The organism is Propionibacterium freudenreichii subsp. freudenreichii, from assembly GCF_000940845.1.
Classification (GTDB): Bacteria; Actinomycetota; Actinomycetes; order Propionibacteriales; family Propionibacteriaceae; genus Propionibacterium; species Propionibacterium freudenreichii.
Genome location: NZ_CP010341.1, coordinates 2,622,186 through 2,649,166 on the forward strand (window position 1 = coordinate 2,622,186; position 26,981 = coordinate 2,649,166).

A 26,981-nucleotide genomic window follows, 5' to 3' on the forward strand; every position below is an offset into this window, starting at 1 on the left:
GATGCTCACTCCACCGCCCTGCGGACGATCTCGGCGGCCTGCGCCGGCGTCACCCCGCCGCGCCACTGGTTGTCGGGATAGCTGACCACCACCGGGGCTTGGTTGCACGGGAACAGGCACAGGGTGCGGGTGATCAACACCTCGTCGTGCACCACGCCCAGCTCCTTGGCGGTGCGCACCATCGACTCCACCACCTCGCGGCTGCCCTGCGCGTTGCAGCGCACGCCGCAGCACACCAGCAGGTGACGCCGGAACGGCGGGGGAGCCTGCCACGCCGGGCTGTGCAGCGGGGCCTCGTCGCCACTGATCGGGTCCCAGCGGGTACCGGACGCGGAGCCATCCCGGGGGGATTCCCCGGGCGCGGACGCCACAGCCACTGGCCCACGCAGCGGACCGGCATCTGGCGGCTCAACGCCATCGTGACGCTCATGGCGCACCTGCAGCACCACGGCGGGCGCGCCATCGCGGCGGGTGCGCAGCCAGTGTCCGGCTACCCGACGCAGCCACGACACCGACGTGGCACCACCGCCGGGCTGGCAACCGATCAGGCGGATGCCCACCCCGGACGAACCGAGCGGCGCGCGCCCACTCGTCGAGGCCCGCCCCTCGGGCCCGGCCCCCGGGGACGCGTCCACGCCCGCCAATTCATCGAGCACCTCGACCAGCGGCGTGCCATCACCCTCCAGGCTGGCCGACGCCAAGCCCGGCAGCTCCGCGGCCCAGGCCTGCACCGCCGCGTTGCTCGTGGCGTTCATCGACACCAGCACCACCTGCCAACCCCGCTCCTCAGCCGCCATCGCTGACCAACCCCTGCCATGAGAACCTGAGTCGATCGGTGCGGCTCACCTGTCCACGCACCGCGAAGCGCTCGGCCACCAGCTGGGCGGTCAGCACCTCGTCGGTAGGACCCTGCGCCACCAGGTGGCCGTCGTCGAGCACGATGAGGCGGTCGGCGAAGGCTGCCGCCAGGTCGAGGTCGTGCAGCACCACCAGCGTGGTCAGCCGCAGCGAGGTGACGATGCGCAACAGGGCGATCTGATGGTGCAGGTCGAGGTGGTTCGTCGGCTCGTCAAGCATCAGCACCTGCGGCTCCTGGGCCAGGGCGCGTGCCAGCTGCACCCGCTGGCGTTCCCCACCTGACAAGGTGTTCCACGACCTGTCGTCCACCCGGGCGCCATGGGCGTTCAGCTGCCAGCGTCCCTCGTGGGGGATGCGGCCCAGCGCCACCACGTCGCGCACGGTGAGCGCCACGCGGGCCTGTGGCAGCTGTTCCATGAGCGCCATCGTGCGGGCGATCTCGCGGCGCGACATGTCGGTGAGGCGACGATCGTCCACCAGCACCTGACCCCGACTGGGCTTGCGCAGCCCACACAGCAGTTGCAGCAGGGTGGTCTTGCCGGAGCCGTTCATGCCCACCAGCGCGGTGCAGCAACCCTCGGCCACCTCGGTGGTGATGTCGCGGACGATCCACCGGTCGTCCACCTGCCAGCCCAGGCCACGGCATGCCAGGCGCGTCATTGCGACGCCTGCCTGCGCAACAGCACGGCCAACACGGGAGTGCCCAGCAGCGCGGTGATCACGCCCACCGGGATCTCGGTGTTGCCGGTGATCGACCGTGCCGCGGTGTCGGACCACAAGAGCAGCAGGGCCCCACCCAGCGCGGTGAGCGGCAACAGCCCGGCGTGCCTGGGGCCCACCAGCAGGCGCATGATGTGGGGCACGGTGAGCCCCACGAAGCCGATCGGGCCCACGAAGGCCACCGTCATGGCGGTGGTCAGGGCGGTGAAGATCATCAACCCCCAGCGCACCCGGGTGACGTTGATGCCCAATGAGGCCGCCGAGGTGTCGCCGAAGCTGAAGGCGTCCAGGGTGCGCGAATAACCCATCGCCCCCACCAGCGTGACCAGCGCGACGCCCGCCAGCACGCCCGCAGCCAACCACCGCGCCCCGGCGAACGAGCCGAGCCTCCACTCCATCGCCGTGCGGGCCGCGGTGGTGCCCCCGAACACCATGATCAACAGGGAGGTGATGGCGGCGCACACCTGCGCCACCGCCACGCCGGCCAGCACCGTGCGGGCCGGCGGCAGCTCACCGCCGCGTCCGGTGGCCAGCACGAGCACCAGCAGCATCGCCAGCACGGCACCCACGAAGGCGGCGCCCATCATGAGCACCGACTGCGACAGGCCCACCGACAGGCCGATCTCCAGCACGAAGACCGCCCCGACGCTGGCGCCGCTCGAGATGCCCAGCAGATAGGGGTCGGCCAGCGCATTTCCGGTGAGCGTCTGCAGGATCGCACCGCACACGGCCAGCACGGCTCCGGCGGCGATGGACGCCAGCACGCGCGGCAGGCGCAGCTGCCAGACGATCTGGTCGGCCAGCGGCGTGACATCGGCGCCGGTGATCAGCCGCAGGCGTCGCGCGATCACGCCCACCACCTCACCGGGTGACAGCGGCACCGATCCGATGCCCAGCGCCATCACGACACTCACCGCCAGCGCGACCACCAGGACGCCCAGCCACAGCCAGTGCGCGGTACGAGCGTGCCCTGCGTGGGTCCGGCTGCCCGCATCGGCGCTACCGCCGGCATCAGCCCGGGCGTCCGCCGCGGTCCGCGTCATGGACGCATCACCTGGGCAGTGCGGCGAGCTGGTCCGAGACGGACTTGGCGCCGTCCACCAGCGTGGCGCCCGGCGTGGTCTGCGAGAACGGCACGGTGATGAAGCGCTTGTTCTGCACGGCCTTGAGGTTCTTCAGCGCCGGATCGTTGGAGATGTAGTCGATCTTCGACTGGGCGGTGGACCATGACGCGTCGGCCAGCACGATCACATCGGGATCGGCGGCCACGACCTTCTCCCAGGGCACATTGGCCCAGGCCCCGTCCACGTCGGCGAACGCGTTGGTGGCACCGACCGCCTGCATCACCAGCGCCGGACCGCCGGCATTGCCGCCGGTGAACGGGGTGTCGGTCTGCGAATCCCACCAGAACACCTTCTGGCCGTCGCCGGCCTTCGCCTGCTTGACGGCGTCCAGCTCGGTCTTCTGCGCGTCGATCACCGTGGTGGCATTGCCGGGCTGGCCGAACAGCTTGGCGATGTCGCCCAGCGACGACCACACATTGTCGAAGCTCACCTGGGCGCGGTCGGCCTTGTTGTCACAGGCGAAGGGGTCTAGGTAGGTGGGGATGCCCTGCTGCTCGAGTTCGTCGCGGGTGCCCACCGCCTTGTCGCTGAAGGCGCTGGCATACGACGCCAGGGCGAAGTCGGGCTTGGCCTGGGCGAAGACCTCCTTGGTGGGGTACTTGTCGGCCAGCACCGGGATCGACGCGTAGGCGTCCTTGTACTTGTCGGCCACCTTGTCGTCGAGGTAGGCGGTGCCTGCCATCTGCTTCTGCACGCCCAGCGCGAGCGCCTCCTCGATGGCGCCCTGGTTGAGTGCCACCGCGCGCGTCGGCTGCTGCTTCACGGTGACGGTGCGCCCGCAGTTGTTCACCGACACCGGGAAGGCACCACCGGTGGCGCTTGCCGACGAGCTTCCCGAGCCGGGCGCGCCGGCGCATCCGGTGGCGGCATGGCCAGGCCGAGGCCCAGGGCCACCAGGCGGGAGCGGACCGGCAGGCGGCGGGCGACGTTGGGGCGCGCAGAGCTTGAGCGCCCAGAGCTTGAACGCACGGAATTCGGGCGCGGGGAATTGGGACGTGAGTACGCGGACATTGCGAAACCTTCCTGAGGGGCCCTTCGCGGGGCCGACCGTGACAAGAGCGTTGGGCTTGGTCTTCGGACTCGGCGTCATCCGCGGCAGGCGCCTTCCCGGGGATCCGCCCCAGTGACCTGATGCCTGCTGCGTCGGCCTCACCGCTGCGCGACAGTCCCGGTTTCCCACCGGATTCCCACACATCTGTGATGCGACCCAACGGGCAGACAGTCTAGGGCTCCGGCCGCGGTCGGGTGCGATCCCGGACCCCTCTGCCTGCCACCCGGGACCCCTTTTCGCCGACCGACCCACGACCTGGGCACCACCGCACCGGTGATCCTCAGCCAACACACAGTCTTGACGCTCCGCACGGGTTCCCGACTGGGGCACACTGGTATCAGGTCCACGGCCGCCGGTGGGCCCGGAAGGATGTCCATGATTCCGCTGGAGGTCAGCGTCAAGTTCCCTGAGACCGTCATCGAGATCGTCGTCACCCTCGTGCTGGCGCTGGTCTGCCGCTTCGCGCTGCGCAAGGTGATCGATCGCGCGGTGGCGCGCGCCACCCAACGTCAGGGCGAGCACGGCCTGCTGGCGATGGGACGTTCCTCGAGCGTGGTCGCCACCACCGGCGGGGTGAACACCAACCGCTCCATGCAGCGGGCCAAGACGCTGGGTTCGGTGCTGAAGTCGATGACCGACGTGGTGTTGATCATCGTCGTGGTGCTCATGGTGCTGAACTCACTGAACATCAACATCGGACCCGCCCTGGCAAGCGCCGGCATCGTCGGCGTCGCGGTCGGCTTCGGCGCGCAAAGCCTGTTCAAGGACCTGTTCAGTGGCGTATTCATGCTTGCCGAGGACCAGTACGGCGTCGGCGACATCATCGAGGTGAACAAGCTCAAGGGCACCGTGCGATCGGTGGGCTTCCGCGTCACCGAGTTGCAGGACTTCAATGGCGAGGTCTGGTACGTGCGCAACGGCGAGATCAGCACGGTGGGCAATGTGAGCCAGGGCTTCACGTCGAGCCTGGTGACCATTCCGGTGAGCGTCGACGAGAGCCCCAAGCTGGTGATCCGGCTGCTGGCGCGCATGTTGAAGAAGATGGACTCCGAGCCCGATTGGCACAACAAGATGCTGGAGGAGCCCAGCATGCTGGGCCTGTCCGCCCTGGACGCCACCACCGCCAGCTACCAGATCTCGATCAAGTGCCCGGCCAATTCGCAGTGGGACGTCGAGCGCGAGATCCGCAGCCGCGCGTTGTCGACGCTGAGCCAGGCCGGCGTGCGGATGCCGGTGACGCGGGTGGCCACGGTGCCGCCGCACACCGCCGACGAGACCATGGCCATGCCCCATTCCCGCAGGCGCCGCCTGGGCCAGTTGGCGCAGCAGCGCATGGCCGAACGGCACGCCACCGACCAGTCGGCCACGGGACGGACGGGCACCGAACCAGCCGGGGAGGCCACGCAGGAGCCGTCGGCCGAGCAGGGCACGCCCCCCACCGGCGAGGTGATCCGGCGTCCCGCCGAGCCGGGACAGGCCGCCGCCGACAGCCGGCCGACCGACGCAGCCCAGGCCGCAGCGGGTCCGGCATCCGATCAGGTGGTGCCGGCTGACGACACCCTGCCCGCCCCGAAGGTGAAGGCCGCCGACACCGGCCAGCTGCGCAAGGCCCGCGCCTGGCTCGACCACGGCGCCGACCGCTCGGTGCGCTGGGTGGCGCAGGCCACTCCCGGGGCCAGCGAGGTGCACGACATGACCGCCGACCAGACGGTGCTGATGAGCGCCGATGATGTGCTGCGTCGGCCCGATCAGGCCGACGGCACCGGCCGGACGCACCGCAGCACCGCGGCATCGGGCACGACGGCATCAGGCACTGCCGCATCAGATACTGCGGCATCGGGCTCGGGCACCGACGGTGCGAAGCCCACGGGCGACAGGCCCGGCGCCGACCCCAGTGACCCCCGCACCGGTGCCGCCGACTCCGGCGCCACCAAGTCCACTGCGGCCGGCTCCTCCGATGCGAAGGGCGACGACGAGGCCAGCAAGACCCGCAGCCTGCGGGCGATCGACACCGGGCACCAGCCCGGCACCGACCCGGAGCAGGGCACCGGCGATCCGGCCCCGCAGTCCGGCGACCGATCCGACCCGTCCGAGCCGCCGGCCGACCAGACACGGCGCCTGTTCGGGCGTCGCGGCCGCAAGCGCGACTGAGCGACCGACCTCGCCCCCACCACCGGGCCGGCACCGCCACTAAACTCGTGACTCGTGTCCGATTCTTCGCAGGCCCTGTCTGTTGCCCAGCGTCACGCGGTGGATGAGCTGTTGCGCATCACACCGGTGATCGACGAGCTGGGCGCGCTGTTCCACAAAGCCGGCGAGGAGCTCTACCTGGTGGGCGGTTCGGTGCGCGACGCCCTGTTGGGCCGCCTGGGCCACGACCTCGACTTCACCACCTCGGCCGATCCCGACACCACCGAGCGGTTGCTGCACCGGTTCAGCTCCGCGGTATGGACCGTCGGCAAGGAGTTCGGCACCATCGGGGCGTCCAAGAAGTCGAACGGCCACGAGCTGCAGATCGAGATCACCACCTTCCGCGCCGACGCCTACGAGCCCGATTCGCGCAAGCCGATCGTGGCCTACGGCGACAATGTGCAGGACGACCTGGTGCGCCGCGATTTCACGGTGAATGCGATGGCCATCGACGTGCATTCCAAGGCGTTCGTCGACCCCCACGGCGGCATCCGGGACCTCGCCGCGAAGGTGCTGCGCACCCCGACGGCCCCCGAGATCAGCTTCAGCGACGATCCGCTGCGCATGATGCGGGCCTGCCGGTTCGCCGCCCAGCTGGGGTTCAAGGTTGACCCGGTCACCTTCAATGCGATGAAGGCCATGCACGAGCGCATCGAGATCGTCTCGCCCGAGCGAGTGCGCGACGAATTGTCGAAGCTGCTGCTGGCCGACGCGCCGCGCCCGGGCCTCAACCTGTTGGTGGCCAGCGGACTGGCCGACATCGTGCTGCCCGAACTGCCCGCAATGCGCCTGGAACGCGACGAGCACTTCCGCCACAAGGACGTCTACGAGCACTCACTGACGGTGCTCGATCAGGCGATCGCGCTGGAGAAGGCCCGCGACTACAAGGACGGCAAGCCCAACCCCCACCACCAGCCCGACCTGGTGATCCGCCTGGCGGCGCTGCTGCACGACATCGGCAAGCCGGCCACCCGGGGGCTGGACGGCGACAAGGTCACCTTCCACCACCACGACATCGTGGGCGCCAAGCTGGCGCGCAAGCGGCTGCGTGCACTGCACTATCCCAAGGCCGTGGTGGACGCGGTGGGCCAGCTCATCGAACAGCACCTGCGCTTTCATGGCTATGGCGAGGCGAGCTGGACCGATTCGGCGGTGCGCCGCTATGTGCGCGACGCCGGCGACCAGCTGGAGCACCTGCACATCCTCACCCGCAGCGACTGCACCACCCGCAATGCCCGCAAGGCCGACACCCTGCGCCGCGCCTACGACGAGCTCGAGGCCCGCATCGACGAGCTGGCCGCCACCGAGGAGTTGAAGTCGATCCGTCCCGACCTGAACGGCGACGAGATCATGACGATCCTGGGCATCGCGCCGGGTCCGCAGGTGGGCCGGGCCTACCAGCACATGCTGTCGGTGCGCATGGACCAGGGCCCCCTCGACCATGACGCCGCAGTCGCCGAGCTGAAGCGCTGGTGGGCCGCGCAGCCCCACCCGGATGCCAGCTGAGGCAACGAGCGGATTGCACGGCAATCCACGAGCACCGCTTGCCCACAGACAGGGGCGACTACACTAGGTGAGTTGGCTTCATCCGTCACCGATGCCCCGGCGGCTTGCGCCTTCCTGAATGGGTTGGCCACTGACCGCCACGGAATCGGTTGGATATGCCAGCCACCACGCAATGAATTCTCAGGTACGGCGCTCGACACGAGATATATTCCGGTATCACGTCGGATGGCCATCTCGCGGCGATAGCCCTTGGCGCCCCGTGCACGGAAGCCGGCGTGGACCACCACATGCGTGGACGAAACAAGCATGCACAAGGCGAAGCTGCCACCCCCGAGCATCGGTGGCGCTTCGCCTTGACTATGCGTGCTGCGGGAATGACAAGCAGAGAAGTTGAGGAACTCAGTGGATTTCAGGAACGAGCGGCACCTTATTCACGTGCCGGGCACCGATCGGGTGTTCAACCGACTCAAGGTACTGATCGTACTGATGATCCCGCTGGCGATGTCACTGATGTCGATCAGCTCGATCAACGTGGCACTGCCCACCATCGAAACCTCCATCGGCGCCTCCGACACGTCCGTGCAATGGATGCTGTCGGGCTACGCCCTGGTGTTCGGCATGCTGCTGGTGCCCTCGGGGCGCCTCGGCGACGCGATCGGACGCGGCACCGTGTGGATCACCGGCGTGTCGATCTTCTCGATCGGCTCGCTGGTCTGTGGCTTCGCGAGCACCCCGGGGCTGCTCAACATCGCCCGCGTGGCGCAGGGCTTCGGTGCCGGCGTGCTCAATCCCCAGACCATCGGCATGATCCAGCAGTACTTCCGCGGTGAGGGCCGGGCGCGCGCCTACAGCGTCTTCGGCCTGGTGATCGCCGCATCGGTGGCCGCCGGCCCGCTGTTCACCGGCCTGATCATCCGTGCGCTGGGCGCCCAGAACGGCTGGCGCGCCAGCTTCCTGTGGAACGCCCCGCTCGGTTTCCTGGGCATCGCACTGGCCCTCATGTGGTTCCCCTTCGACGGGGAGCGCCGGCGTCGCCACGCCAAGGAGGCCGGCGAGGCGGTGCACACCAAGCTCGACCTCGACCCGGTGGCGATGGTGTTGCTGGCCGCCGCCGTGCTGTGCATCATGATGCCGTTCATGCTCAAGACCGGCCCGGGCTTCCTGCTGTTGCCGGTCGCTGCCGTGCTGCTGGTGGCGTGGGTGCGCTGGGAGCGCCACTACGGCGCCCGCGGGGGTCAACCGATGGTTGACCTGAAGCTGTTCCGCTACCGCTCGTTCACCCATGCCACCGCCGTGTCGGGCACGCAGTTCCTGGGTGGCACGTCGATCTTCGTGCTCGTGGCGCTGTTCCTGCAGGACGGCATGCATGTCTCGGCCCTGCAGGCGGGCATGATCGGCCTGCCGAATGCGGTGTTGTCGGCCATCGCGTCCCTGTGGTGTGGACGCCAGGCCCTCACCCGCGGACGCAACCTGGTGATCGTCGGCCTGTCGTGCATCCTGGTGGGCGTGCTGGGTTCCATCGGCATGGCCAAGCTGATCATGGAGCACGGGGTCAACTTCTGGTGGCTTGCCGTGCCGCTGTCGCTGATCGGCATCGGCAACGGCTGCATGACCGGCTGCAACCAGACCCTGTCGATGCTCGAGGTGCCCCCGAAGGAGGGCGGCGTCGCCGGCGGCGTGAAGTCGACCACCGAGCGCGTGGCCACCGCCATCGGCAATGCGGTGATCACCGCCGTGTTCTTCACCCTGGTCACCAAGGGCTGGGCCGTGGCGCTCACCTGGGCCTATGTGGTGATCGCCGTGATCATCGCCGTCGCCATCGGACTGGCGATCTACGACCGCGTCACCCTGGGCCGTGGCGCGCCGCCCACCGCACACTCCGTGACGGTCTGAGGCCGTCGCGGGACGACGGGACTGCGGGCCTGCCGCGCAGGTGTCGTCCGTCACCGGGCACGTCATCAACAGGGTCGGGCGTCAACAGGCCCCGGCATCAACAGGCCCCGGCATCAACAGGCCCCGTCGTCAACAGGCAGGGCATCGACAGGCACAGGCAATACGATGGGCGGGTGAGCCCACGACATGCCGACGACGCCTCCGGTGACCGCCGGCGCACCGGCCCGCAGGCCCGGCTGCCGCGCTGGCTGGCCGGGCTGTTGTGCATCGTGCTCACCACGCTGTCGCTGGGCGTCGTGCATCCCGCCGTGCGCGCCGACGACGCGACACTGGACGTCACCTTCACCTCGATGTCGCCGTCGGCGGTCACCGACGAGGGCGACCTCACGCTCACCGGCACCATCACCAACAAGGGCTCGGCCACGGTGAACCGTCCCACCGTGCACATGTGGCGCAATCGGGCGCCACTGACCAACGCCGACGCGCTCAACTTCCTGGTGAAGAACCAGTCGTCCGAGCCGATGGGCGATGTGGTCACCACCTCGGCCGCCGCCCAGACGGTGGCCAGCCTGACGCCGGGGGCGAGCGCCAACTTCACGGTGCGCGCCGCCTTCTCGGGCGGTGGCGACCCGTTGGCCCTGGTGAGCCCGGGCAACGCCTACCTGGTGGGCGTGCGCGTCGACAACAGCGCAGGAACCCAGGTGGGCAGCTCACGCACCCTCATCTCCTATCCCGGCACCTCGAAGTACGACGTCACGACGGTGGCCGAGCTGGCCAGCGCGCCCAGCTATGTGGGCACCGACAACGGCAAGCCCGTGTTCACCGACGACCACCTGGCCGCCGAGATCTCCCCCGACGGACGCCTTGGCCAGCTGGTGCAGCTCGCCGAGGCCGACAACGTCAGCTCGGTGATCGACCCCCTGCTGGTCGATGAGCTCACGGCGATGGCCTCGGGCTACGAGGTGCGCAGCACCGACGGCACGCGGGTTCCCGGCCGGGGACAGGACGCCGCCAGCTCGTTCCTGCGGCGCATCCAGGGCGTCGCAGCGAACGGACGCAGTTACCGCGGCCTGTACGGGATGTTGGGCGTCAGCGCGGCCGCGTCGGCGTCCCGCCACGACCTGCTGGTGTCGGCGGCGCAGCAGTCGGCGGGCAACCAGACCCTCAAGGCACTGCCGCTGGCGATCACCGCCACCGGCAATGCGCTCACCAGCAACGACCTCGAATACCTGGCCAGCGCCAAGCCGACGCTGGTGTTGGCGCAGGGCATCGACCCGGCATCGCCGGTGCGTCAGGCAACGGTGCGGCAGGGTGCACCCACCCAGCTCACCGTGGTGTCGGTGCAGACCACGCTGGGCGACGGCGGGCCCGCGCCGGCCCCCGACCAGGACCTGGTGCACCGGGTGGGACGCCTGCAGAGCGAGCAGCTGGTGCGTGCCGCCGCCTATGGCACGTCGGTGCACCTGGTGACCGGTGGCGATGCTGCTCGCGCCGAACTTGCCGCTGCCACTGGGCGGGTGCGCGTTCCGCTGCAGGAACTGCTGAAGAAGCAGACCACGCCGGTAGCGCTGCAGACCGGCAACACCGACGAGATCAGCGCCCCGGGCAGCCTCACCGGGGCCGAGTCAACGGCCCAGACGCAGTTGGGCTTCTACAAGGCGCTGACGGGTGAGGATGCCGGCATCGACACGGAGTTGCTGATCACGCGGGTGTGGAGCGGTAGCTTTGCCGACGCGGACGCCGCCGAGGCCTACCTGAACACGGCGATGGCCACCGTCAGCGCCGCCCTGCAGTCCGGGGGCGTGGAGGTGCACATGAGCGAGAAGCTCATCGTGCCCTCGAAGTCCACGTCGTTGCCGATCAGCCTGACCAATTCGATGTCGATCCCCGTGCGGGTGCGGGTGCACTTCGACTCCGACAACTCCTCGCGCATCGACATCGACGACACCGATGTGATCCGGCTCGACCCGGGTGAATCCGCGACGGTGCGCATCACCCCGCATGCCAGCGGGTCGGGCACCGTGCAGATGGACGCCATGGTGATGACCGCCGGCGACCAGGCCCACCAGCTGGGCGATTCGGTGCGCTTCACCGTGCAGGCCAACAATGTGGGCAACATCGGGTGGATCATCATCATCGCCTCCGGCGTGGTGTTGTTGGGGGCCACCGCGCTGCGGGTGCGCCAGGTGCGCCACGAGCGTGCCCAGCAGCACACGCCTGCCGACGACGACCCCGACGTGCCCTTCGACCCGCGCCCCCTCGACGACTGAGCGTCGGGTGGTGCCCCTCACCGGATGGCGTTTGCCCACCGGCGGGCGGGCTCGTCCTGCTGTCTCCCCTCGGCCATCACCCCACCGACCACTAACTGGTCACCTATGCGGAGTCATTCCCGCACAACTGTCCAGTTAGTGACCAGGCGGCGGTGGACTCGGGGCGGCGTCGACTCGATCGGTTCTTAGGTGGAGGGTTTCGATGCGTCTAGTCATCACAACCATCCACTGAGTGGCCCGACGTCGCCTGGCACGGAAACCTCGTTGGGTGGTCACCTGTGCGGCGTCATTGCCGCACAACTGCCCACTCAGGGGGATCGTCATGCCCACTCAGGGGGAGCGTCGCCCCCGGGCGAGCACCGGCCCAGCCCCCAACCCCCCACCTCCAAGATGGGCGATTCCCCGCAGCATCGGCACGCCCACGTGCCCCGCGCCCGCGCGCGAGGGCAGACTAGAGCCGGTACGCCCACGCACGGGACAACCAGTCGTCGGAGCGGAGGCCAGCGAGGGGGATGATGAGCGCCGAGAGCCAGCCGGAGCTGCCCGGCGCACGCCCCTATCCGCGCAATCTCATCGCGGGCGACCTCGTGGCCAATCGCTATCAGCTGGAGGCCCAGCTCAACCAGTGGGACGCCGGCGTCACCTGGCGGGCGATCGACCGCACCCTGTCGCGTCGCGTGGTGGTGCACCTGTTCAACCCCCACTCGCCCGAGACGGCCCGCGCCCTGGAGGCCGCCCGACGCGCGGCCGTGGCAGTGGACTCCCGCTTCGTGCGCGTCCTCGACGCCATGGACGGCGACCAGCCCTTCATCGTCACCGAATTCGCCACCGGCATCACGCTGCGTTCGCTGCTCGCCCACGGCCCGGTGACGGCCCTCGAATCGGCCCATATCGTGCGCGAACTTGCCGACGCCCTGGCCCCCATGCACGCCGAGGGCCTGTTCCACCGTCGCCTCAATCCCGACACCGTGGTGGTCACCCGCACCGGCAATGTGAAGATCATGGGCTTCCTGCTCGAGGCGGCCCTGGCCGGCGCCACGATCTCGTCGTCCGACAACTGGGCGCGCCAGGAGGCCGAGGACGTCCGGGCGCTCGGCAAGGTCCTGTATGCGTGCCTGGTGGCGCGCTGGCCGATCGACCCGTCCCTGGCCCAGACCAGCCAGTGGGGGCTGCCCGCCGCCCCGATGAGCGCGCCCGGCCCCGACGGACCGCACTGGGCGCCGCCGACCAGCGTCGACCCACGCGTGCCGCCCACGGTCAACGCCATCTGCATCCAGTCCTTCGACCCCCGCCCCGATTCGGTGCCGCTGCGCACCGCCGACGAGATCGTCATCGCGCTGGGCCGCGTGCTCGGCACCGCGGAGGCCGACGAGGTGCTGGGACGACGCATCCGCGCCCTGCCCGCCGACGAGGCCGGCGAGAACGCCCACATCGGCCTGCATGCCCCCGGCATCGACGAGCTCCCGCAGCGCGCCGCCACTCCCGACGACGACGGACCGGCCACCCAACGCATGCCTCCCGTTAGGGGCCACGACGATCCGAACTGGCCCGGCGGCGACGACCCCAACTGGCCCTTCGGGGCCGACGACAGCTCTCCACTGGGCACGACCGATACCGGCACGCGCACCCCCCTGACCGGGGCCCAGGCGGAGGCAGCGGGCTCAGCAGCGCCGCGGCCGCCGGCACCGGTGGGCGCCGGTTCCGCCGTGCCGGTGGGGACGGTCCAGACCTTCATCACCGCCCTGCCCGAGCCCGGAGACGGCGGCGCCCCTCACCCCGACCACCGGGATCTCGACCGCAGGGATCTCGACCACAGGCATTCAGACCTCCGGGATTTCGATCCCGACCGCACCGATCCGCGGTTGCGGCGCCTGCGGCAGTCCGACGCCGACGCCTTCGACGATGACGACGATCCCGATGACGACCTCACCATCGACGTCAGCGGCAAGCTGGTGGGCCCGCTGCCCGACCGCGACGCCGAACCCCGGCGCCTGGCCACTGATGCGCGCGCCTATCGACTGGCGCGCTGGCTGATACCGCTGGGCGTGGTGCTGATGCTGGTGATCGCGCTCACCGGCATGGTGCGCTCCTGCCAGGCCACCAGTGCCGCGAAGTCCGCCCAGGCGAAGGTGGTTGCCCCGGCCTCGGTGGTCGAGTTCGATCCCACCGCCGATGGCGGCGAGGCCGCCGAGTCGCCCAGCGAGGTGGCCCTGGCCACCGACGGCTACCCGTCCACTGCTTGGCACACCCAGGAGTACGGCGGCAGCGCAGCATTCGGCGGAGTCAAGCCCGGCAGCGGCCTGCTACTCGACCTCGGCCGCGCCCACGAGCTGTCGTCGGTGACCCTGACGTTGATCGGCGCGCCAACCGGCGTCCAACTGCTCGTGCCCCACGACGACGCGAACCCCTCGATGTCCACGGTGAAGGACTGGACCGTGGCCAGCCGTGCCGACGCCGCCGGCCAGAGCGTCACGCTGACGCCTGACAAGGCCACCAGTACCCGTCACCTCGTGGTCTACCTCACCTCGCTGCCGCAGCTCACCAACGGGCGCTATCAGGGCGCGATTGCCGAGATCTCGGTGAATTCCTGAGCCCGTCACCGCAGCGTTGGCGCCCCGTCACCCCGCAGTTGGCCGTTCGTGGTGCGCCCCTGAGACAATGGCCCGATGAAGCTGCTTCTCATTCGTCATGGCCAGTCCGCAAACAACGCACTCAGCGGATCAAACCACCCGGTGAGCAGCCAATATCCCGATCCCACGTTGACCGACCTGGGCCGTCAACAGGCCGAGACGCTGGCGCATGCCTTCACCGACGGGCTGCTGCCGCGTCCCAGTGTGTTGCTCAGCTCCCCGATGACCCGCGCCGTGCAGACGGCCTCTCCGCTTGCCGACGAGCTCGACATGCCGATCGAGTTGGAGACGCAGGCCCACGAGGTGGGTGGCATCTTCCAGAGCGTGCAGGGCGAGCCCGGTAGCTTCCAGGGGGCGTCGCGCGCGGAGCTGGCTGACATCAGTGACCGGCTGATCTTCAACGAGGACATCCACGACGAGGGTTGGTACCGCCTCGGATCGCATGTGGAGACCCCGGCCGAGGGGCAGGGACGCGGCAAGCGCCTCTATCGCTCGATCCTGGAGCGGTACGGCAACCAGGACGGCGTGGTCGCGCTGGTCTGCCACGAGTGGATCACCAACTATGTGCTGCGTGCCGCGCTCGGCCTGTCCGATCCCGAGGGCGAGCCCGATCCGTGGTTCTCGCTGCCGAACACCTCGAGCACCTTCATCCAGACCGGCCTTCCGTTGCCCGGCCCCTACGAGGGTGGCGGCACCGCGATGATCTGGTGGGTCGGCCGCTTCGACCACCTTCCGGACGAGCAAGTGAGCCGCTGACAAGGGATGATGCCCGCAGGGCCCGCGACACTCCATGAGTCTCGGGATGAGTCTCGGGGGCCCCGGCGTCCCTGCACGGGTTCCTGATTCCCGCGGGCCATGCCCGTCGGGGGTTGGGGCCGCAGGCCTCAGGCGCCGCGGCTCAGCGAGTCCGAGACCACCTTCGCCAGGTTGCCCACGGTCATGTCCGACGACTGCTGCCCACGGATCGCCGCCATCAGCTGGCCCTCGATCACCGGCTCCAGATCGAGCCAGGCCGGGCAGCCGCCCAGCGAGGCGGTGGCGTACCTCACATTCGCCAGCCCGGCGCTCATCACGCGGTTGCCGGCCAGCTGCGACCCGGCGATCACGTCGGAGCGCGGGGGCACCGCCGGCAGCATGCTCACCGCCGACAACAGCGGCTGGGACTGCAGGGCGTACTGGCAGAACTGGAAGGCCACTTCCTTGAACTGCGACTGGCGGCTGACGGCCAGCTGGGTGCCGGTCTGCAGCACCACGGGGTCCTTGGACGCCTGGTCGGGGGGCAGCGGGAAGAAGCCCAGGTGGCCCTCGTCGTCCAGGTGTGAGCGCCGCAGCGCCGGCCACAGGGTCGACGACATCGGCGACATGGCCGTCTTCTGCTGGATGAACAGGGGCTGGGCGCCATCGGTGGGGATCTTCGCCGGGTCGGCCGTGCCGTCCTTGACCAGGCCGATGATGTAGTCGAGCGCCTTCACCCCGGTGCCGTCGTTGAACGCCAGGCCGCCCTTGGGCGTGAACAGCGAGCCGCCGTAGCTGCCCACCAGCATCGCCCACAGGTGCACCACGCCCGCCCCGAAGACGTCGAAGCCACCATGGTCGGGGGCATTGAGCTGCTTGGCCATCTCGCGCAGCTCGTCGAGCGTGCGCGGAGGGGCGCTGATGCCGGCGTCGGCCAGCACATCGGTGCGGTAGCCGATCACGGTCAGGTCGAGTGCATAGGGCAGCGCGAACAGCTTGTCGCCCCAATAGCACCCGGTCATCAGGCGTTGGTCCAGGTTGAGGCCGTCGGTGATGTCGGCAGGCATCTCGGCCAGCGCATTCTGCCGTTCCAGCACGGGCACCCAGCCCTGGCCGGGCATGAGCACATCGGCCAGCTTGCCGGCAGCCAGTGAGGTGATCACCTTGTCGGGCAGCTTGTCCAGGCTCGTATAGGTGGCCGCAAGCGAATAGCCGGTGCCGGCGAAGAAGCCGGTGAGCATGTTGTTGGCGTAGGAGTCCTGGCTCGCCTGGTCCTGGTAGAGCGCCGACAGCATGTTGAGCCGTCCGCTGCCGTGGCTCTTGGCGTCCTGCCAGGTGGGCGTCGGCGACGGCGTACAGGCCGACGACAGGGTCGAGCTGGAACTGCTCTTCCCGCCACAGGCGCTCAGCGTTGCCGCAGCGGCGGCCGCACCGGCCCAGGCCAGCAGTCCCCGTCGCTGTAGGCGCACGACGCCCCCCTCATTCGATGATCAGTGGCCGGTTCGCGGGTGTCCCACGCGTGGCCTCGGCAGGCCGATGCCATGGCGACGCCGGCCCGCGTCACGACTTTATCCGGCCCGCGGCATCGGCGCTCCCCGCTGGCGTCCGTGTCGATGGCGCACCGGGTGGCGGACGGCGCAGGCCCACAGCGACGGCGCGGCATGCCGGTGCATCGCTACCGCTCTGCGGGGCGGTCCAGCGCGGCGGGGCAGGGTCGGGAATTGTGGCGCCCGCAATAGAGTTGAGGAAGGTGTGGTCCCTCCACTTGGGGGTGCGGGGCATGACCGCCGGGTGTGCACCCGGGCGCGATGCCGTACCCTACAGATTGTGGTGCGCCACGTTTCATTCAACTAGAGCTTGTGGTTTTGCTCAAGGAGAAGGGGAAGCATGAACGACGAGATTCGCGATGTCATCATCGTGGGTTCAGGCCCGGCCGGCTACACGGCCGCGATCTACACCGGACGCGCCGGCATGCGACCGATTGTGCTCGAGGGTTCGGTCACCGCAGGCGGTGCGTTGATGACCACCACCGAGGTGGAGAACTACCCCGGATTCCCTGATGGCGTGCTGGGTCCTGTGCTGATGAGCGATATGCGCGCCCAGGCCGAGAAGTTCGACGCCGAGTTGATCGCCGATGACGCCACCAAGATCGAACTGGGCGGCGACATCAAGAAGGTCACCGACTCCGAGGGCAATGTGTACCGCGCCCGCGCGGTCATCCTGGCCATGGGCTCGGCCTATCGTCATCTCAACCTGCCCGAGGAGGAGGAGTTCTCCGGACGCGGCGTCAGCTGGTGCGCCACCTGTGACGGGTTCTTCTTCCGCGGCAAGGAGATTGCCGTGGTCGGTGGTGGCGATTCCGCCATCGAAGAGGCAACCTTCCTCACCCGCTTTGCGGACAAGGTGACGCTGATCCATCGTCGCGACGCATTCCGCGCCAGCAACATCATGGCCAAGCGCGCCTTCGACAACCCGAAGATCGAGATCGCCTGGAACTCCGAGGTAGTGGGCATGAAGGGCGACGGCACGCTCAACGCACTGCGCCTGCGCGACACGCAGACCGGCGAGGAACGTGAGTTGGCGGTGGCCGGCCTGTTCGAGGCCATCGGCAATGTGCCGCGCTCCGAACTCGTCAAGGGCCAGGTAGAGCTCAATCCCGACGGCTATGTGAAGGTTGCCGGCGACTCGACGCTCACCGACGCACCCGGCGTCTTCGCCTGTGGCGACCTGGTCGACCATGTGTACCAGCAGGCCATCACGGCTGCCGGCACCGGTTGCCGCGCCGCACTGGACGCCGAGCACTACCTGAGCGCCCTGATGGACGAGAACAGCGATCAGGCGACGGAGGCACTTGCCAACGCCTGACCTCCCTGCGGACCAACCCGGCCCCGGACGGCCGGAGTATCCGCTCCACAAGCCATAACGGCCCTGCGGTCCACTCCGTACACGGGGTGGATCCGCGGGACCCGTGCGACGGCCCCGAGGGGCCACAGACAACGGCTCCCAACCGGGCCACCAGACAACAACAAGGGGTAACCATGGCACAGCCCAAGGACGTCACTGACGCCACATTTTCCGACGAGGTGCTCAAGGCCGACAAGCCCACCGTCGTTGACTACTGGGCGGATTGGTGCGGGCCCTGCAAGCAGCTCAGCCCGATTCTCGACCAACTCGCCGAGGAGTACGGCGACAAGATCAACTTCGTGAAGGTCGACGCCGACGCGAACACCAAGGTCGCCACCGACCAGGGGATCCTGGGCCTGCCGACCGTGCAGATCTACCAGAACGGCGAAGTGGTCAAGCAGTTCCAGGGCGGCAGGCCCAAGAGCGTGATCGTCAAGATGCTGCAGGAGTTCGTGTGATGTCCGGCGAGCAGACGAAGACCTCCCGGGTGGGTGTGAACCTGAAGCGCGTGAGCCCCGTGCACTACGAGGTCACCAATGGCAGGGGATCCACCATCAGCGTGGGACATGGCGATGACGTGTTCAGCCCCGTCGAGCTGCTGTTGGCAGCCGTCGGTGCCTGCTCGTCGATCGACGTCGACGTGGTCACCACGCGACGTGCCGACCCGGAGAAGTTCGATGTGAGCATCGCCGGCGACGTGGAGAAGGGCCCCGAGGGGAACCGGGTCAAGGACGTTGACCTCAACTTCTCGCTGAGCTTCCCCGACACCGACGAGGGACGCACCGCGCAGAGCCTGGTGGCCCGGCTGGTGAAGCTGAGCCACGACAAGGACTGCACCGTGGGACGCACCGTGATGCTGCCCACCGAACTGCACAGTGCTGTTGATGGTGAGGTTGTCGCCTGAGGCGACCAACCAAGACAACCAGATGGTGAGGGCCCGATCGGAGAAATCCGGTCGGGCCCTCACTGTGTTGAAGTGCCCGCCTTGAAGTCACTGCCTTGAGGTCACTGTGTGGAAGTCACCATGTTGAAGTCACTGCGTAGAAGTGACTGTGTTGAAGTCTCCTGGCACCCGTCGCACGTCGAGCGCCCCCGCGCCGCCCCGATCGTTCGAATCAGGCTTTGCGGAGCCCGGATTCCGGCCGGATCACACGGGTGCTATTCCGCTCAGAATCCGTTGGGCACAAGATGGGGTTTCGTCCTCCCCAGCGCCCTTATGGGGTGCGCCAGTGGGGAGTAAGGATCACTTTCCAACTATTTTGTGTGTCCATGTGGAGGAATCAAGAAATCCCAGGGATCTGCCTGATTTGAGGGGCGTGGGGCGGCCCCAGAACCGGCCGAAACGCCCTTCAACATCTCGACGATCCGCTGCAGGTCATCCTCGCCGGCGAAGTCGATGGTGATGCGACCCTTCTTGCGTCCCATGTTCACCTTCACCCGGGTGTCGAACCGGTCGGACAGGGACGTGGCGAGTTGCTCGGCGCGTGGGTCGTGTTCCTTCGGACGCGCGATCCGCTGCCTGGGCTTCTCGTCCCCACCCAGGGCAACGATCTCCTCGGTGGCCCGCACGGAGAGGCCCTCGGCCACGATGCGCTGCGCCAGGCGCTCCTGGGCCAGCGGATCATCCAGGGCGAGCAATGCCCGGGCGTGGCCCGCAGACAACACCGCGGCGGCAACACGGCGTTGAACGGTGACCGGCAACTTGAGCAACCGGATGGTATTGGAGATGTGCGGACGCGACCGCTTGAGGCGTCGCGCAAGCTCGTCCTGGGTGATGCCGAAGTCACCCATCAACTGCTCGTAGGCGGCCGCCTCCTCCAGGGGATTCAGCTGGACGCGGTGCAAGTTCTCGAGCAACGCATCGGTGAGCATCGATTCGTCATCGGTGGCGCGGACGATCGCCGGAATCTGCGCGATGCCGGCCTCCTGGTGGGCCCGCAATCGCCGCTCGCCCATGATGAGTTCATAGTGCGTGGCGTCCAGCTTGCGCACGACGATGGGTTGCAGCAGGCCGACTTCCTTGATCGACTCCGTGAGCTCCTGCAGGTCGTCCTCATCGAACACCTGACGCGGCTGCTTAGGATTCGGGGTGATCTGCGCCACCGGCAGTTCCGCGTAATAGGAACCGTCAGCCATCTGATCAGATGCGGACTCGCGAGGTTCCTCTGCGGCCTGGATGTCGGTGCGCTGAAACAGTTCACCCAGTCCGCGGCCAAGACCACCAGGACGTGCGCTCATTCCTGCTCCTTCATTGCTCGTTGCGACAATTCCTGGGCCACCTTGCGGTAGGCGTTGGAGCCCACCGAGTTGGGGTCGTAGTTCAACACGCTCTGCCCGTAGCTGGGTGCCTCGCTGATCCGCACCGAGCGGGGGATCATCGTGTGCAGCGTCTCCTTCGGGAAATGTGCCATCACTTCCTCCGCCACCTGCGCCGAGAGGCGCGTCCTGGCGTCATACATGGTCACCAACACCGCCCACAGCTCCAGGTCGCTGTTCAACTGGCGCTTCACCAGCGAAATCGTGCGCATCAACTGCTGCACGCCTTCCAACGCGTAGTACTCCGACTGAATCGGAATGAGGATGTCACTTGCCGCGACGAGTGCATTCACGGTCAGCAGTCCCAGCGACGGCGGGCAGTCGAAGATGACGAAGTCGACGTCGTGGTCGGCCTCGTAGTCCCTGATCGCACGCGAAAGGCGCTGCTCGCGAGCCACCTTCGAGACGAGCTCCAGCTCCGCGCCTGCCAGGTCAATCGTTGCCGGAACAACCTTGAGGCCCTTCGCCTCGGGAGAGTCGACCACCAGGTCCGCGACGGGAACCTCGTCGAGCAACAGCTCGTAGCTTCCCCTGACGCCCTCCTGGTGGGGAATGCCGAGCGCAGTGGACGCATTTCCCTGCGGGTCGACATCCACGACGAGCACATTGAGCCCGCCCTGGGCGAGTGCAACCGCCAGGTTCACCGACGTCGTGGTCTTTCCGACCCCGCCCTTCTGATTGGCAATAACAATGCGCCGCGGTGCATCGAGGTGCGGCAGTGGAACGGTCTTCACTCGTGTTTCACGTGAAACATTCATCGTCTCCAACGAGAGCGGCTCCTCATAGAGCGCCCGCTCCGGACGGTGCCTGGGTTCTTCGGGGGGACGCGGCGCAGGATGCCGGGCGGCCGGATTGCGTAGCGGTCGCGGAGCGGCGGGGTCATTGCTACCAGTCAAGGCCTCACCCTCCTCGGACGTTTCACGTGAAACATCCACCGCTGGATCCACGTCGTTGGTGAGTCCAACCGCGGAATCGTTCTGCTCGACCCGGCCGCTCGCAGCTCGCGAGCCATCAGGCCGCGGGGAACTTCCAGCGCTCGAGTCCGAGTCATCGGCCATCGATGTTTCACGTGAAACATCGTGCGTCTCCTCGTCGGACGCCATTCCACTCCCCACTGCATCTCGCGAGCCCCTTGGCTCGATGTCTGAGTGATGGGCGCCCGCACTGCTCTGGCCATCACCCACGGCGCTCAATGTTTCACGTGAAACAAGTGGGACGTCATTCCCTGGCACCACACCGATAGGCGCCGCCGGCTGGATCGACGGGGAGGAGTCCGCCGGCGTCTGGCCACTGTCTTTCCCGCTCATGCCAGCCTGCTCATCCGCGGATGTTTCACGTGAAACATTTGGCTCTCCCATGGAGCCGGGCCGGTGTGAGTCAGGGTCGCCATCACCGGCGTCGTCTTCGCCCGAAGCATCGTCATGGTCGTCACCGACGGGGCGCGTCGCACCCACTTCGAGGGTCTCGATGTCACGCCCATCAATGGTGTGGCGGGGCACCTCGCGGTGCTCCTCCGCAGTGATCTCCAGTTCCGAGGGGTATCCCAGCGGACGCGTCGTCTTCCTGTGATCCTTCACCGGATAGCCCAGTGGTTCGCTCATCGCGATCATCTCCATCCATACTGACGACTCCGACAGCTCACTCTACTGGCCCGCGGCGACTGAACCGCTGCACAACAGATCCACACGACAACGGACCCGTCTCACAACAATCGGTCCGCTAGGAAATCTTTCCCTGAGAAGCCCTCTGCGCCACCGGTGAAGGACGAAATCGGCTCGCGCGCACGACTTCGGAAAGGCCGGGGGAGGTACCCCACAAAGGGCACCGCCTGCGAAATGCTCTGGGGTGGCAGGCGTGGCCTCAGCGATCACTGCGCTCCCACGCTGGCCCAGCCCTCCACGCGCGAGCGAGCGCTTCCCCCGGACACTCTGGGGGACAGCGCCATCGCCGGTGCCAACTCTCGCTGGGGATCCACGGCGAAGCGGACCCAATGGAGATCGACCTTCTGCTCGTGGAGTCCTGGCGCCATACCGACCCGCCAGTAAAGGTGCCAGACCCCCAGCCAGCGCCACCCGCAGTGCGAGCGGGTCGAAGCGTGGATGCTCCCCGAGGAGACACCCCAACACGCCTCCGAAACCCCGAGGGCACCTGCTCTGCTGACCGAATGAACCGTCCTGGCCGTGGAGGCTCCGAGGCGCGCTCTCGCGAACCGTCCCCGGACCCGGCTGCTCCCTTGCAGCCGCTCAAGTGAGCGGCCCCGACCCCCCAGCAGCTCCCCAGAGGACCACTCACGTGAGCATCGCCCCACCCCCGCATGCTCTCGCTTCGCTGCACGAGTGCAGCGAAGCGAGCCCCGGCAGTACCGCTGTGAACCACTCGCTCGAACTGCCCGGCCCCAGGTGGTCCCTTGACGTCCCCCGCCAATCGCCCGGGCGGCTCCAACTCCGCTGACCGTGCGAACAGACCCCACCGCACGTCTTCGGCGCACTCATCGGAGCGTCTAGGTCGGGACTACTGAACCCTCGGGGCGCCCGCGCCACGCCGCACGATCATAGGAAGGATCCCGCCGCGGCACACAGGTGGACCATGCGTCCACCCCCGGGTACGGCAGCCTCAGCCGGCCTGCACGCGCAGGATGTGCGCGACGTCCACCTCGGGGGTCGCCCGCACCTGCATCACCTGGGCGCTGAGCCCGTTGCGGGCAATGATGTCGGCGCTGTCGGCGAGTTCCTCGTCAATCGACTCACCCTTGAGTGCCAGCAGCTCGCCATCGGGCAGGAACAACGGCATCGTCCAGCCCAACAGCTTCGGCAAGCGGGCAACGGCCCGGCAGGTGACCACGTCGAAGTGCTGCTTGAGGTCCTCAGCGCGTCCACGCTCCACGAGCACCTGGCCATCGAGGCCCAGCTCGTCAACGGCCTCCTTGAGGAAGTTGAACCGCCGCAGCAAGGGCTCCAGCAGCGTCACATTCAGGTCGGGACGTGCGATGGCGATCACCAGGCCGGGCAGGCCGGCACCACTACCCACGTCGAGCACGTCAACGCCCTCGCCGATCACCTCGAGCAGCGCGGCGCAGTTCATGATGTGCCGCGACCAGATGCGCTCGGGCTCCCGGGGCCCCAACAGCCCCCATTCAACGCCTTGTCCAACCAATATGTCGACATATCCACTCATCGACTCGAACTGGTCACCGAACAACGCCCGGGCACCCTGCGCAGCCTGCTGTTCGCGGCCCGCGTCGTCGTCACGCGCCTGCGCCACGCGGCGTTCCCGGGAAGCGTGCACTTCGTGCGGCGCATCGTCCGAGGGCCCGCCCGTGCGCTCCACGCGACCATCATCGCGTCGAGCAGCACCGTGCCGGGCGTCATCCATCGGGTCGTCCATCGGCGTGTCGCTCACCGTCGGCTCACTTGGCGGGCTGCACGATCACGCGACGTCGGGGCTCCTCGCCCTCCGACTCGCTGAACAGCCCTGCCGCCTTCACGGCGTCGTGCACGATCTTGCGCTCGAAGGGGTTCATCGGGGCAAGCCGCACGGGCTCGCCGGTCTCGTTCACGTCGTTGATCGCGTCCTGGGCCAGCAGCTGCAGCTCCTTGCGGCGCTTCTCGCGGTGACCGGCCACATCGAGCATGAGGCGGCTGCGGTGTCCGGTGGTGGTGAGCACGGCCAGCCGGCTCAGTTCCTGCAGGGCCTCGAGCACCTCGCCGTCGCGGCCGACCAGCACCTCGGAGTCGGTGACCACCGAGACATGGGCGCGGTCGCCCTCGCTGTAGGTGTCGATATCGCCGTCCAGGTCGGCGATGTCGAGCAGTTCCTCGAGGTAGTCGGCGGCGGCGTCGGCCTCCTCGATCAGGGAATCCTCGGCGCTAGACGACGAACGCTCGCGTGCCACGGGGCCGGCGGGCTTCTCCTCGCCCTCGGTGTCGTCCTCGTCCTCGTCGTCGCTGTCATCCTCGGCATCGTCATCGGCGTCTTCGTCGGCCGACACCGGACCACCCTCGGAGATCTCGTCCTCGACGGCCTCCTCGTCCTCGTCCTCGAGCGCGGTGACCTTGCGCGCCACCGGCGAGTCATCGGGCTGCACCGGTCCACCCTCGGCCACCTCATCGGCGGCGGCAGCCTGATCGGCCGCAACCTCGGAGTCGACCTGCTGGGCCACCGGCGACTCGTCGGGCTGAACGGGGCCGCCCTCGGACTCCTCGTCGGCAACCGCGTCCTCGATGGCCTCCTCGCTGGCGTCCACCTGCTCGTCGGGCGCAAGGGAGTAGTCCTCGGTCGCCGTCTGATCGGCAGCCGCCTCCTGCTCCGTGGCCGTCAGCTCGTCGTCGCGCTTGATGCCCTGCTCTTCACTCATGAAAGTCTCCTAGTCGAAACATCTGAAAGCTCAATGGGGAGCGCCAGGGCGCTATTTCTTCTTGCGGGTGGCCCGCGTCTGACGGCTGGGCTGGCGACGCACCACGGTCTGCCGGTCGCTGTCGTCGCGACGCACGGTGGTGCGCTGGGTCGACTGGCGGCTCACCACGGTGCGACCATTCTCATCGGTCTTCGCCTGGGCGGTCTTGTTGCTGGCGCGCGGGTGCTTGCGTCCACGGTTCTGACGGGCACGCTCGATCTCGCGCGGGTCCTTGCCCTGCTCCTTCATCCGCTCTTCCCACTCGATGTAGGCAGGGGTGCCCGGCGTCGGGTAGTTGCGGATGATCACATACTGCTGGGCCATCGTCCAGATGTTGGTGGCAAGCCAGTAGAGCAGCACGCCGATGGGCATTGCCATGCCGCCGAACAGGTACATCAGCGGGAACATATACAGCATCATCTTCTGCTGCTGGGCCATCGGGCCGGTCTGCGCGGCCGGGGGCATATTGCGCTTGAGCATGTGCAGCTGCTGCACGAACATGAGGCCGGTCATCAGGATCGCCAGTGCGAGGGCGAAGCCCTGGGTGGCGCCGAAACCACCGGTCAGGGGCCAGAAGGTGCCCGACAGCTTGGCGCCGAACAGGTCGGCGTGGCTCAGTGAGGCGGTGATCTCGGGGCTGCGCTGCAGCCAGTAGCCGTGCACATTGCGGTCGGACGCCGCGGAGCTGAGCACCCGGAACAGTGCCCAGAAGATCGGCAGCTGGATCAGCAACGGAAGGCACGACGAGGCGGGGTTGACGCCCTCCTCGTTGTAGAGCTTCATCGTCTCCTGGCCCAGCCGCTCACGGTCGGAGCCGTACTTCTTCTGCAGCTCCTCGACCTTCGGCTGGATGGACTGCATGGCGCGCGAGGAGTTCAGCTGCTTGGCATACAGCGGCATCATGAGCAGCCGGATGAAACAGGTGAGCAACACGATGGCCAGGGTCCAGGTGAGGCCGGAGTCCGGGTTCATGAAGAACGAGAACAGCTTGTGGAAGAGCACGATGAGTCCGCTGACCGCCCAATAGAGCGGCTGCATGATGGCAGACCCGATCTTCCCCAGGGAGTCGCCAATACCCATCAACGTCAACAAACCGGCGTTCAAGTGATTCACCTCACAAAGCGGCGTTCCCGGTGACGGCGCTGGTGCCGGCCGCGGAACGCTGAGGGCGGCTGCCCTCGTGGTCATGGTTCTTCAGGTTGTGGTCGTGGCCGCCGACCTGCTCACCCGCGGCAATGCGGGCCTCCAGTGGCGAACCGGGAACGGGATCGACCCCGCCCATCGACCAGGGGTGGCATCGGGCCAGGCGGCGCATGATCAGCCAACTGCCCCTCACGGCCCCGTGCAGCTGCAGTGCCTCGAGACCGTAGGCGGAGCAGCTGGGGTAGTACTTGCAGACGTCGCCGTACAGCGGCGAGATGAACTTGCGCCAGGCCTTCACGAATCCGATCAGCAGGAACTTCATCGCGCACCGCCCGAGGGGGAGGTGCCGGCTGCCGACGGCGCGGGCGTGAGCCGGGCCAACGCGCGATCCCAGGCGGAATCGAAGTCGCCGGCCAGGCGCTTCGGTTCGGTGGCCGCGGCGGGCAGCGCCCGCACGACCACCCGCAGCGCCCCGGGCAGGGGGACGTCCGCGGTGGAGGCCACCACGCGGGCGCGTGCCATGTGGCGCAGCCGACGCTTCACCCGGTTGCGGGTGACGGCGTTGCCGACCTTCTTGGACACGACAAAGCCGACCTTGGTCGATGTGGGCCCCGGGGTGTTGCCCCGCGGGGCGTGCTCGGCAAGGTCGGCGTGCACGACAAGGGTTGGCCGGCCGACCCGCACACCATGACGCACGATGCTGCGGAACTCAGCTGAGTTACGCAGGCGTGCCGCGGTCGGCAGCACGACGCTCAGGCAGACAGCTCTGAGCGGCCCTTGCGACGGCGAGCGGCCAGAATGGCCCGCCCGGCGCGGCTGCTCATACGAGCGCGGAAGCCGTGGGTACGTGCCCTACGACGGTTACTGGGCTGGTAGGTGCGCTTGCTCACGAGAAGAGCTCCTGAATATCTGAGAGTGGCGGTTCGCATCGCCCCGAGAACCCACAATCGTGGACCAACCCGAAAATGGGACAGGCCGGCACGGTGCGAGGACGCGAAAGCGGCCGCTGACGTCAGCGACTCGGGCAAGTTTACGCTGAACAGCGCTCCGTTCCCAAAACGGCCCACTGTTTTGGCGCGGACCGCCCTGCGTTCTGGCGCGGACCGCCCGCTGGCGTGGGTGTGGACCGTCCCCGTCCCCGGGCGCAGACGGTCCGGTCCGCCGGGCCCCACCGCCGGGCGTCGCAACGGCCCGCAATGCCACGTCTGTGCAACAGGCTCGGGAGCTGACTAGACTCGCCAGAAGGGC

General features: G+C 68.2%; 21 protein-coding genes, 1 pseudogene and 1 riboswitch. Of the genes and pseudogenes, 9 read left to right on the top strand and 13 right to left on the bottom strand.

Translation table 11 applies throughout. From position 1 onward, the window contains the following. Positions 1-5: 5 nt before the first annotated feature. From RM25_RS12130 to RM25_RS11530, 4 genes are read right to left on the bottom strand one after another with little or no spacing between them, the layout of a single operon-like run. Positions 6-797, bottom strand: coding sequence for a (2Fe-2S) ferredoxin domain-containing protein (locus RM25_RS12130; RefSeq protein WP_052809225.1), 792 nt, complete (start codon positions 795-797; stop codon positions 6-8). Then, complete coding sequence (locus RM25_RS11520) at positions 787-1,518, bottom strand: ABC transporter ATP-binding protein (RefSeq protein WP_044636522.1); 732 nt, start codon at positions 1,516-1,518, stop codon at positions 787-789. Before RM25_RS11520 ends, RM25_RS12130 begins: the two co-directional genes overlap by 11 nt. Then, a complete protein-coding gene (locus RM25_RS11525; protein ID WP_080774580.1) occupies positions 1,515-2,621 on the bottom strand; it encodes a FecCD family ABC transporter permease in 1,107 nt (368 codons plus the stop codon). Before RM25_RS11525 ends, RM25_RS11520 begins: the two co-directional genes overlap by 4 nt. A 7-nt stretch (positions 2,622-2,628) precedes the next feature. Beyond that, entirely contained in the window at positions 2,629-3,498 is an 870-nt protein-coding gene (locus RM25_RS11530) for an ABC transporter substrate-binding protein (RefSeq protein ID WP_080774581.1), read from the bottom strand. A 251-nt stretch (positions 3,499-3,749) separates the two neighbouring features. Next, positions 3,750-3,928, bottom strand: a riboswitch (cobalamin riboswitch). A 200-nt stretch (positions 3,929-4,128) separates the two neighbouring features. Between RM25_RS11530 and RM25_RS12135 the strand changes: the two genes are divergently transcribed. The 6 genes from RM25_RS12135 to RM25_RS11560 all read left to right on the top strand — a co-directional run bounded on the left by RM25_RS12135 (position 4,129) and on the right by RM25_RS11560 (position 14,998). Then, the gene (locus tag RM25_RS12135; protein ID WP_013162230.1) at positions 4,129-5,904 is read left to right on the top strand and encodes a mechanosensitive ion channel domain-containing protein; all 1,776 of its coding nucleotides are present in this window, start codon (positions 4,129-4,131) and stop codon (positions 5,902-5,904) included. A gap of 54 nt (positions 5,905-5,958) precedes the next feature. Then, entirely contained in the window at positions 5,959-7,449 is a 1,491-nt protein-coding gene (locus RM25_RS11540; protein ID WP_044636524.1) for a CCA tRNA nucleotidyltransferase, read from the top strand. A gap of 435 nt (positions 7,450-7,884) precedes the next feature. After that, positions 7,885-9,342 (top strand): MFS transporter, encoded by a 1,458-nt coding sequence (locus RM25_RS11545; RefSeq protein WP_230845471.1) that lies wholly within the window; start codon positions 7,885-7,887, stop codon positions 9,340-9,342. 173 nt (positions 9,343-9,515) lie between these two features. Beyond that, positions 9,516-11,612, top strand: coding sequence for a DUF6049 family protein (locus tag RM25_RS11550; RefSeq protein ID WP_044636525.1), 2,097 nt, complete (start codon positions 9,516-9,518; stop codon positions 11,610-11,612). A gap of 515 nt (positions 11,613-12,127) precedes the next feature. Continuing rightward, positions 12,128-14,203, top strand: coding sequence for a hypothetical protein (locus RM25_RS12140; RefSeq protein WP_144406076.1), 2,076 nt, complete (start codon positions 12,128-12,130; stop codon positions 14,201-14,203). Between the two features lie 75 nt (positions 14,204-14,278). Continuing rightward, positions 14,279-14,998 carry a histidine phosphatase family protein gene (locus RM25_RS11560; RefSeq protein ID WP_055346876.1) on the top strand — a complete coding sequence of 240 codons (720 nt, stop codon included), beginning with the start codon at positions 14,279-14,281 and terminating at the stop codon, positions 14,996-14,998. 128 nt (positions 14,999-15,126) lie between these two features. Here the strand turns inward: RM25_RS11560 and RM25_RS11565 are convergent, their stop codons facing one another. Further along, entirely contained in the window at positions 15,127-16,446 is a 1,320-nt protein-coding gene (locus RM25_RS11565) for an ABC transporter substrate-binding protein (RefSeq protein WP_036941582.1), read from the bottom strand. A 418-nt stretch (positions 16,447-16,864) separates the two neighbouring features. Here RM25_RS11565 and trxB point away from each other — a divergent pair, with 418 nt between their 5' ends. From trxB to RM25_RS11580, 3 genes are all read left to right on the top strand, one after another. Next, positions 16,865-17,842, top strand: coding sequence for a thioredoxin-disulfide reductase (gene trxB, locus RM25_RS11570; RefSeq protein ID WP_044636526.1), 978 nt, complete (start codon positions 16,865-16,867; stop codon positions 17,840-17,842). Between the two features lie 173 nt (positions 17,843-18,015). Further along, a complete protein-coding gene (gene trxA / locus RM25_RS11575) occupies positions 18,016-18,339 on the top strand; it encodes a thioredoxin (RefSeq protein ID WP_044636527.1) in 324 nt (107 codons plus the stop codon). Continuing rightward, positions 18,339-18,785, top strand: coding sequence for an OsmC family protein (locus tag RM25_RS11580; RefSeq protein ID WP_013162239.1), 447 nt, complete (start codon positions 18,339-18,341; stop codon positions 18,783-18,785). Before trxA ends, RM25_RS11580 begins: the two co-directional genes overlap by 1 nt. A 350-nt stretch (positions 18,786-19,135) precedes the next feature. On the opposite strand, the gene RM25_RS11585 is transcribed toward RM25_RS11580, so the two are convergent. From RM25_RS11585 to rpmH, 8 genes and pseudogenes are all read right to left on the bottom strand, one after another. After that, complete coding sequence (locus RM25_RS11585; protein WP_044636528.1) at positions 19,136-20,119, bottom strand: ParB/RepB/Spo0J family partition protein; 984 nt, start codon at positions 20,117-20,119, stop codon at positions 19,136-19,138. Then, entirely contained in the window at positions 20,116-20,955 is an 840-nt protein-coding gene (locus RM25_RS11590) for a ParA family protein (protein WP_036941579.1), read from the bottom strand. Before RM25_RS11590 ends, RM25_RS11585 begins: the two co-directional genes overlap by 4 nt. Before the next feature lie 1,855 nt (positions 20,956-22,810). Then, a complete protein-coding gene (gene rsmG / locus RM25_RS11600; RefSeq protein ID WP_216847332.1) occupies positions 22,811-23,371 on the bottom strand; it encodes a 16S rRNA (guanine(527)-N(7))-methyltransferase RsmG in 561 nt (186 codons plus the stop codon). 232 nt (positions 23,372-23,603) lie between these two features. Beyond that, the gene (locus RM25_RS13345; protein ID WP_036941623.1) at positions 23,604-24,089 is read right to left on the bottom strand and encodes a Jag family protein; all 486 of its coding nucleotides are present in this window, start codon (positions 24,087-24,089) and stop codon (positions 23,604-23,606) included. A gap of 513 nt (positions 24,090-24,602) precedes the next feature. Continuing rightward, positions 24,603-25,670, bottom strand: a complete 1,068-nt coding sequence (yidC, locus tag RM25_RS11610; RefSeq protein ID WP_013162245.1) for a membrane protein insertase YidC — start codon at positions 25,668-25,670, stop codon at positions 24,603-24,605. Between the two features lie 157 nt (positions 25,671-25,827). Further along, positions 25,828-26,055: pseudogene (gene yidD / locus RM25_RS13440) on the bottom strand (membrane protein insertion efficiency factor YidD); the annotation flags it as partial. Next, positions 26,052-26,480, bottom strand: a complete 429-nt coding sequence (gene rnpA, locus RM25_RS11620) for a ribonuclease P protein component (RefSeq protein WP_013162247.1) — start codon at positions 26,478-26,480, stop codon at positions 26,052-26,054. The gene rnpA and the pseudogene yidD, both read right to left, overlap by 4 nt. A gap of 5 nt (positions 26,481-26,485) precedes the next feature. Next, the gene (rpmH, locus tag RM25_RS12480; RefSeq protein WP_013162248.1) at positions 26,486-26,623 is read right to left on the bottom strand and encodes a 50S ribosomal protein L34; all 138 of its coding nucleotides are present in this window, start codon (positions 26,621-26,623) and stop codon (positions 26,486-26,488) included. Between the last annotated feature and the right edge of the window lie 358 nt (positions 26,624-26,981).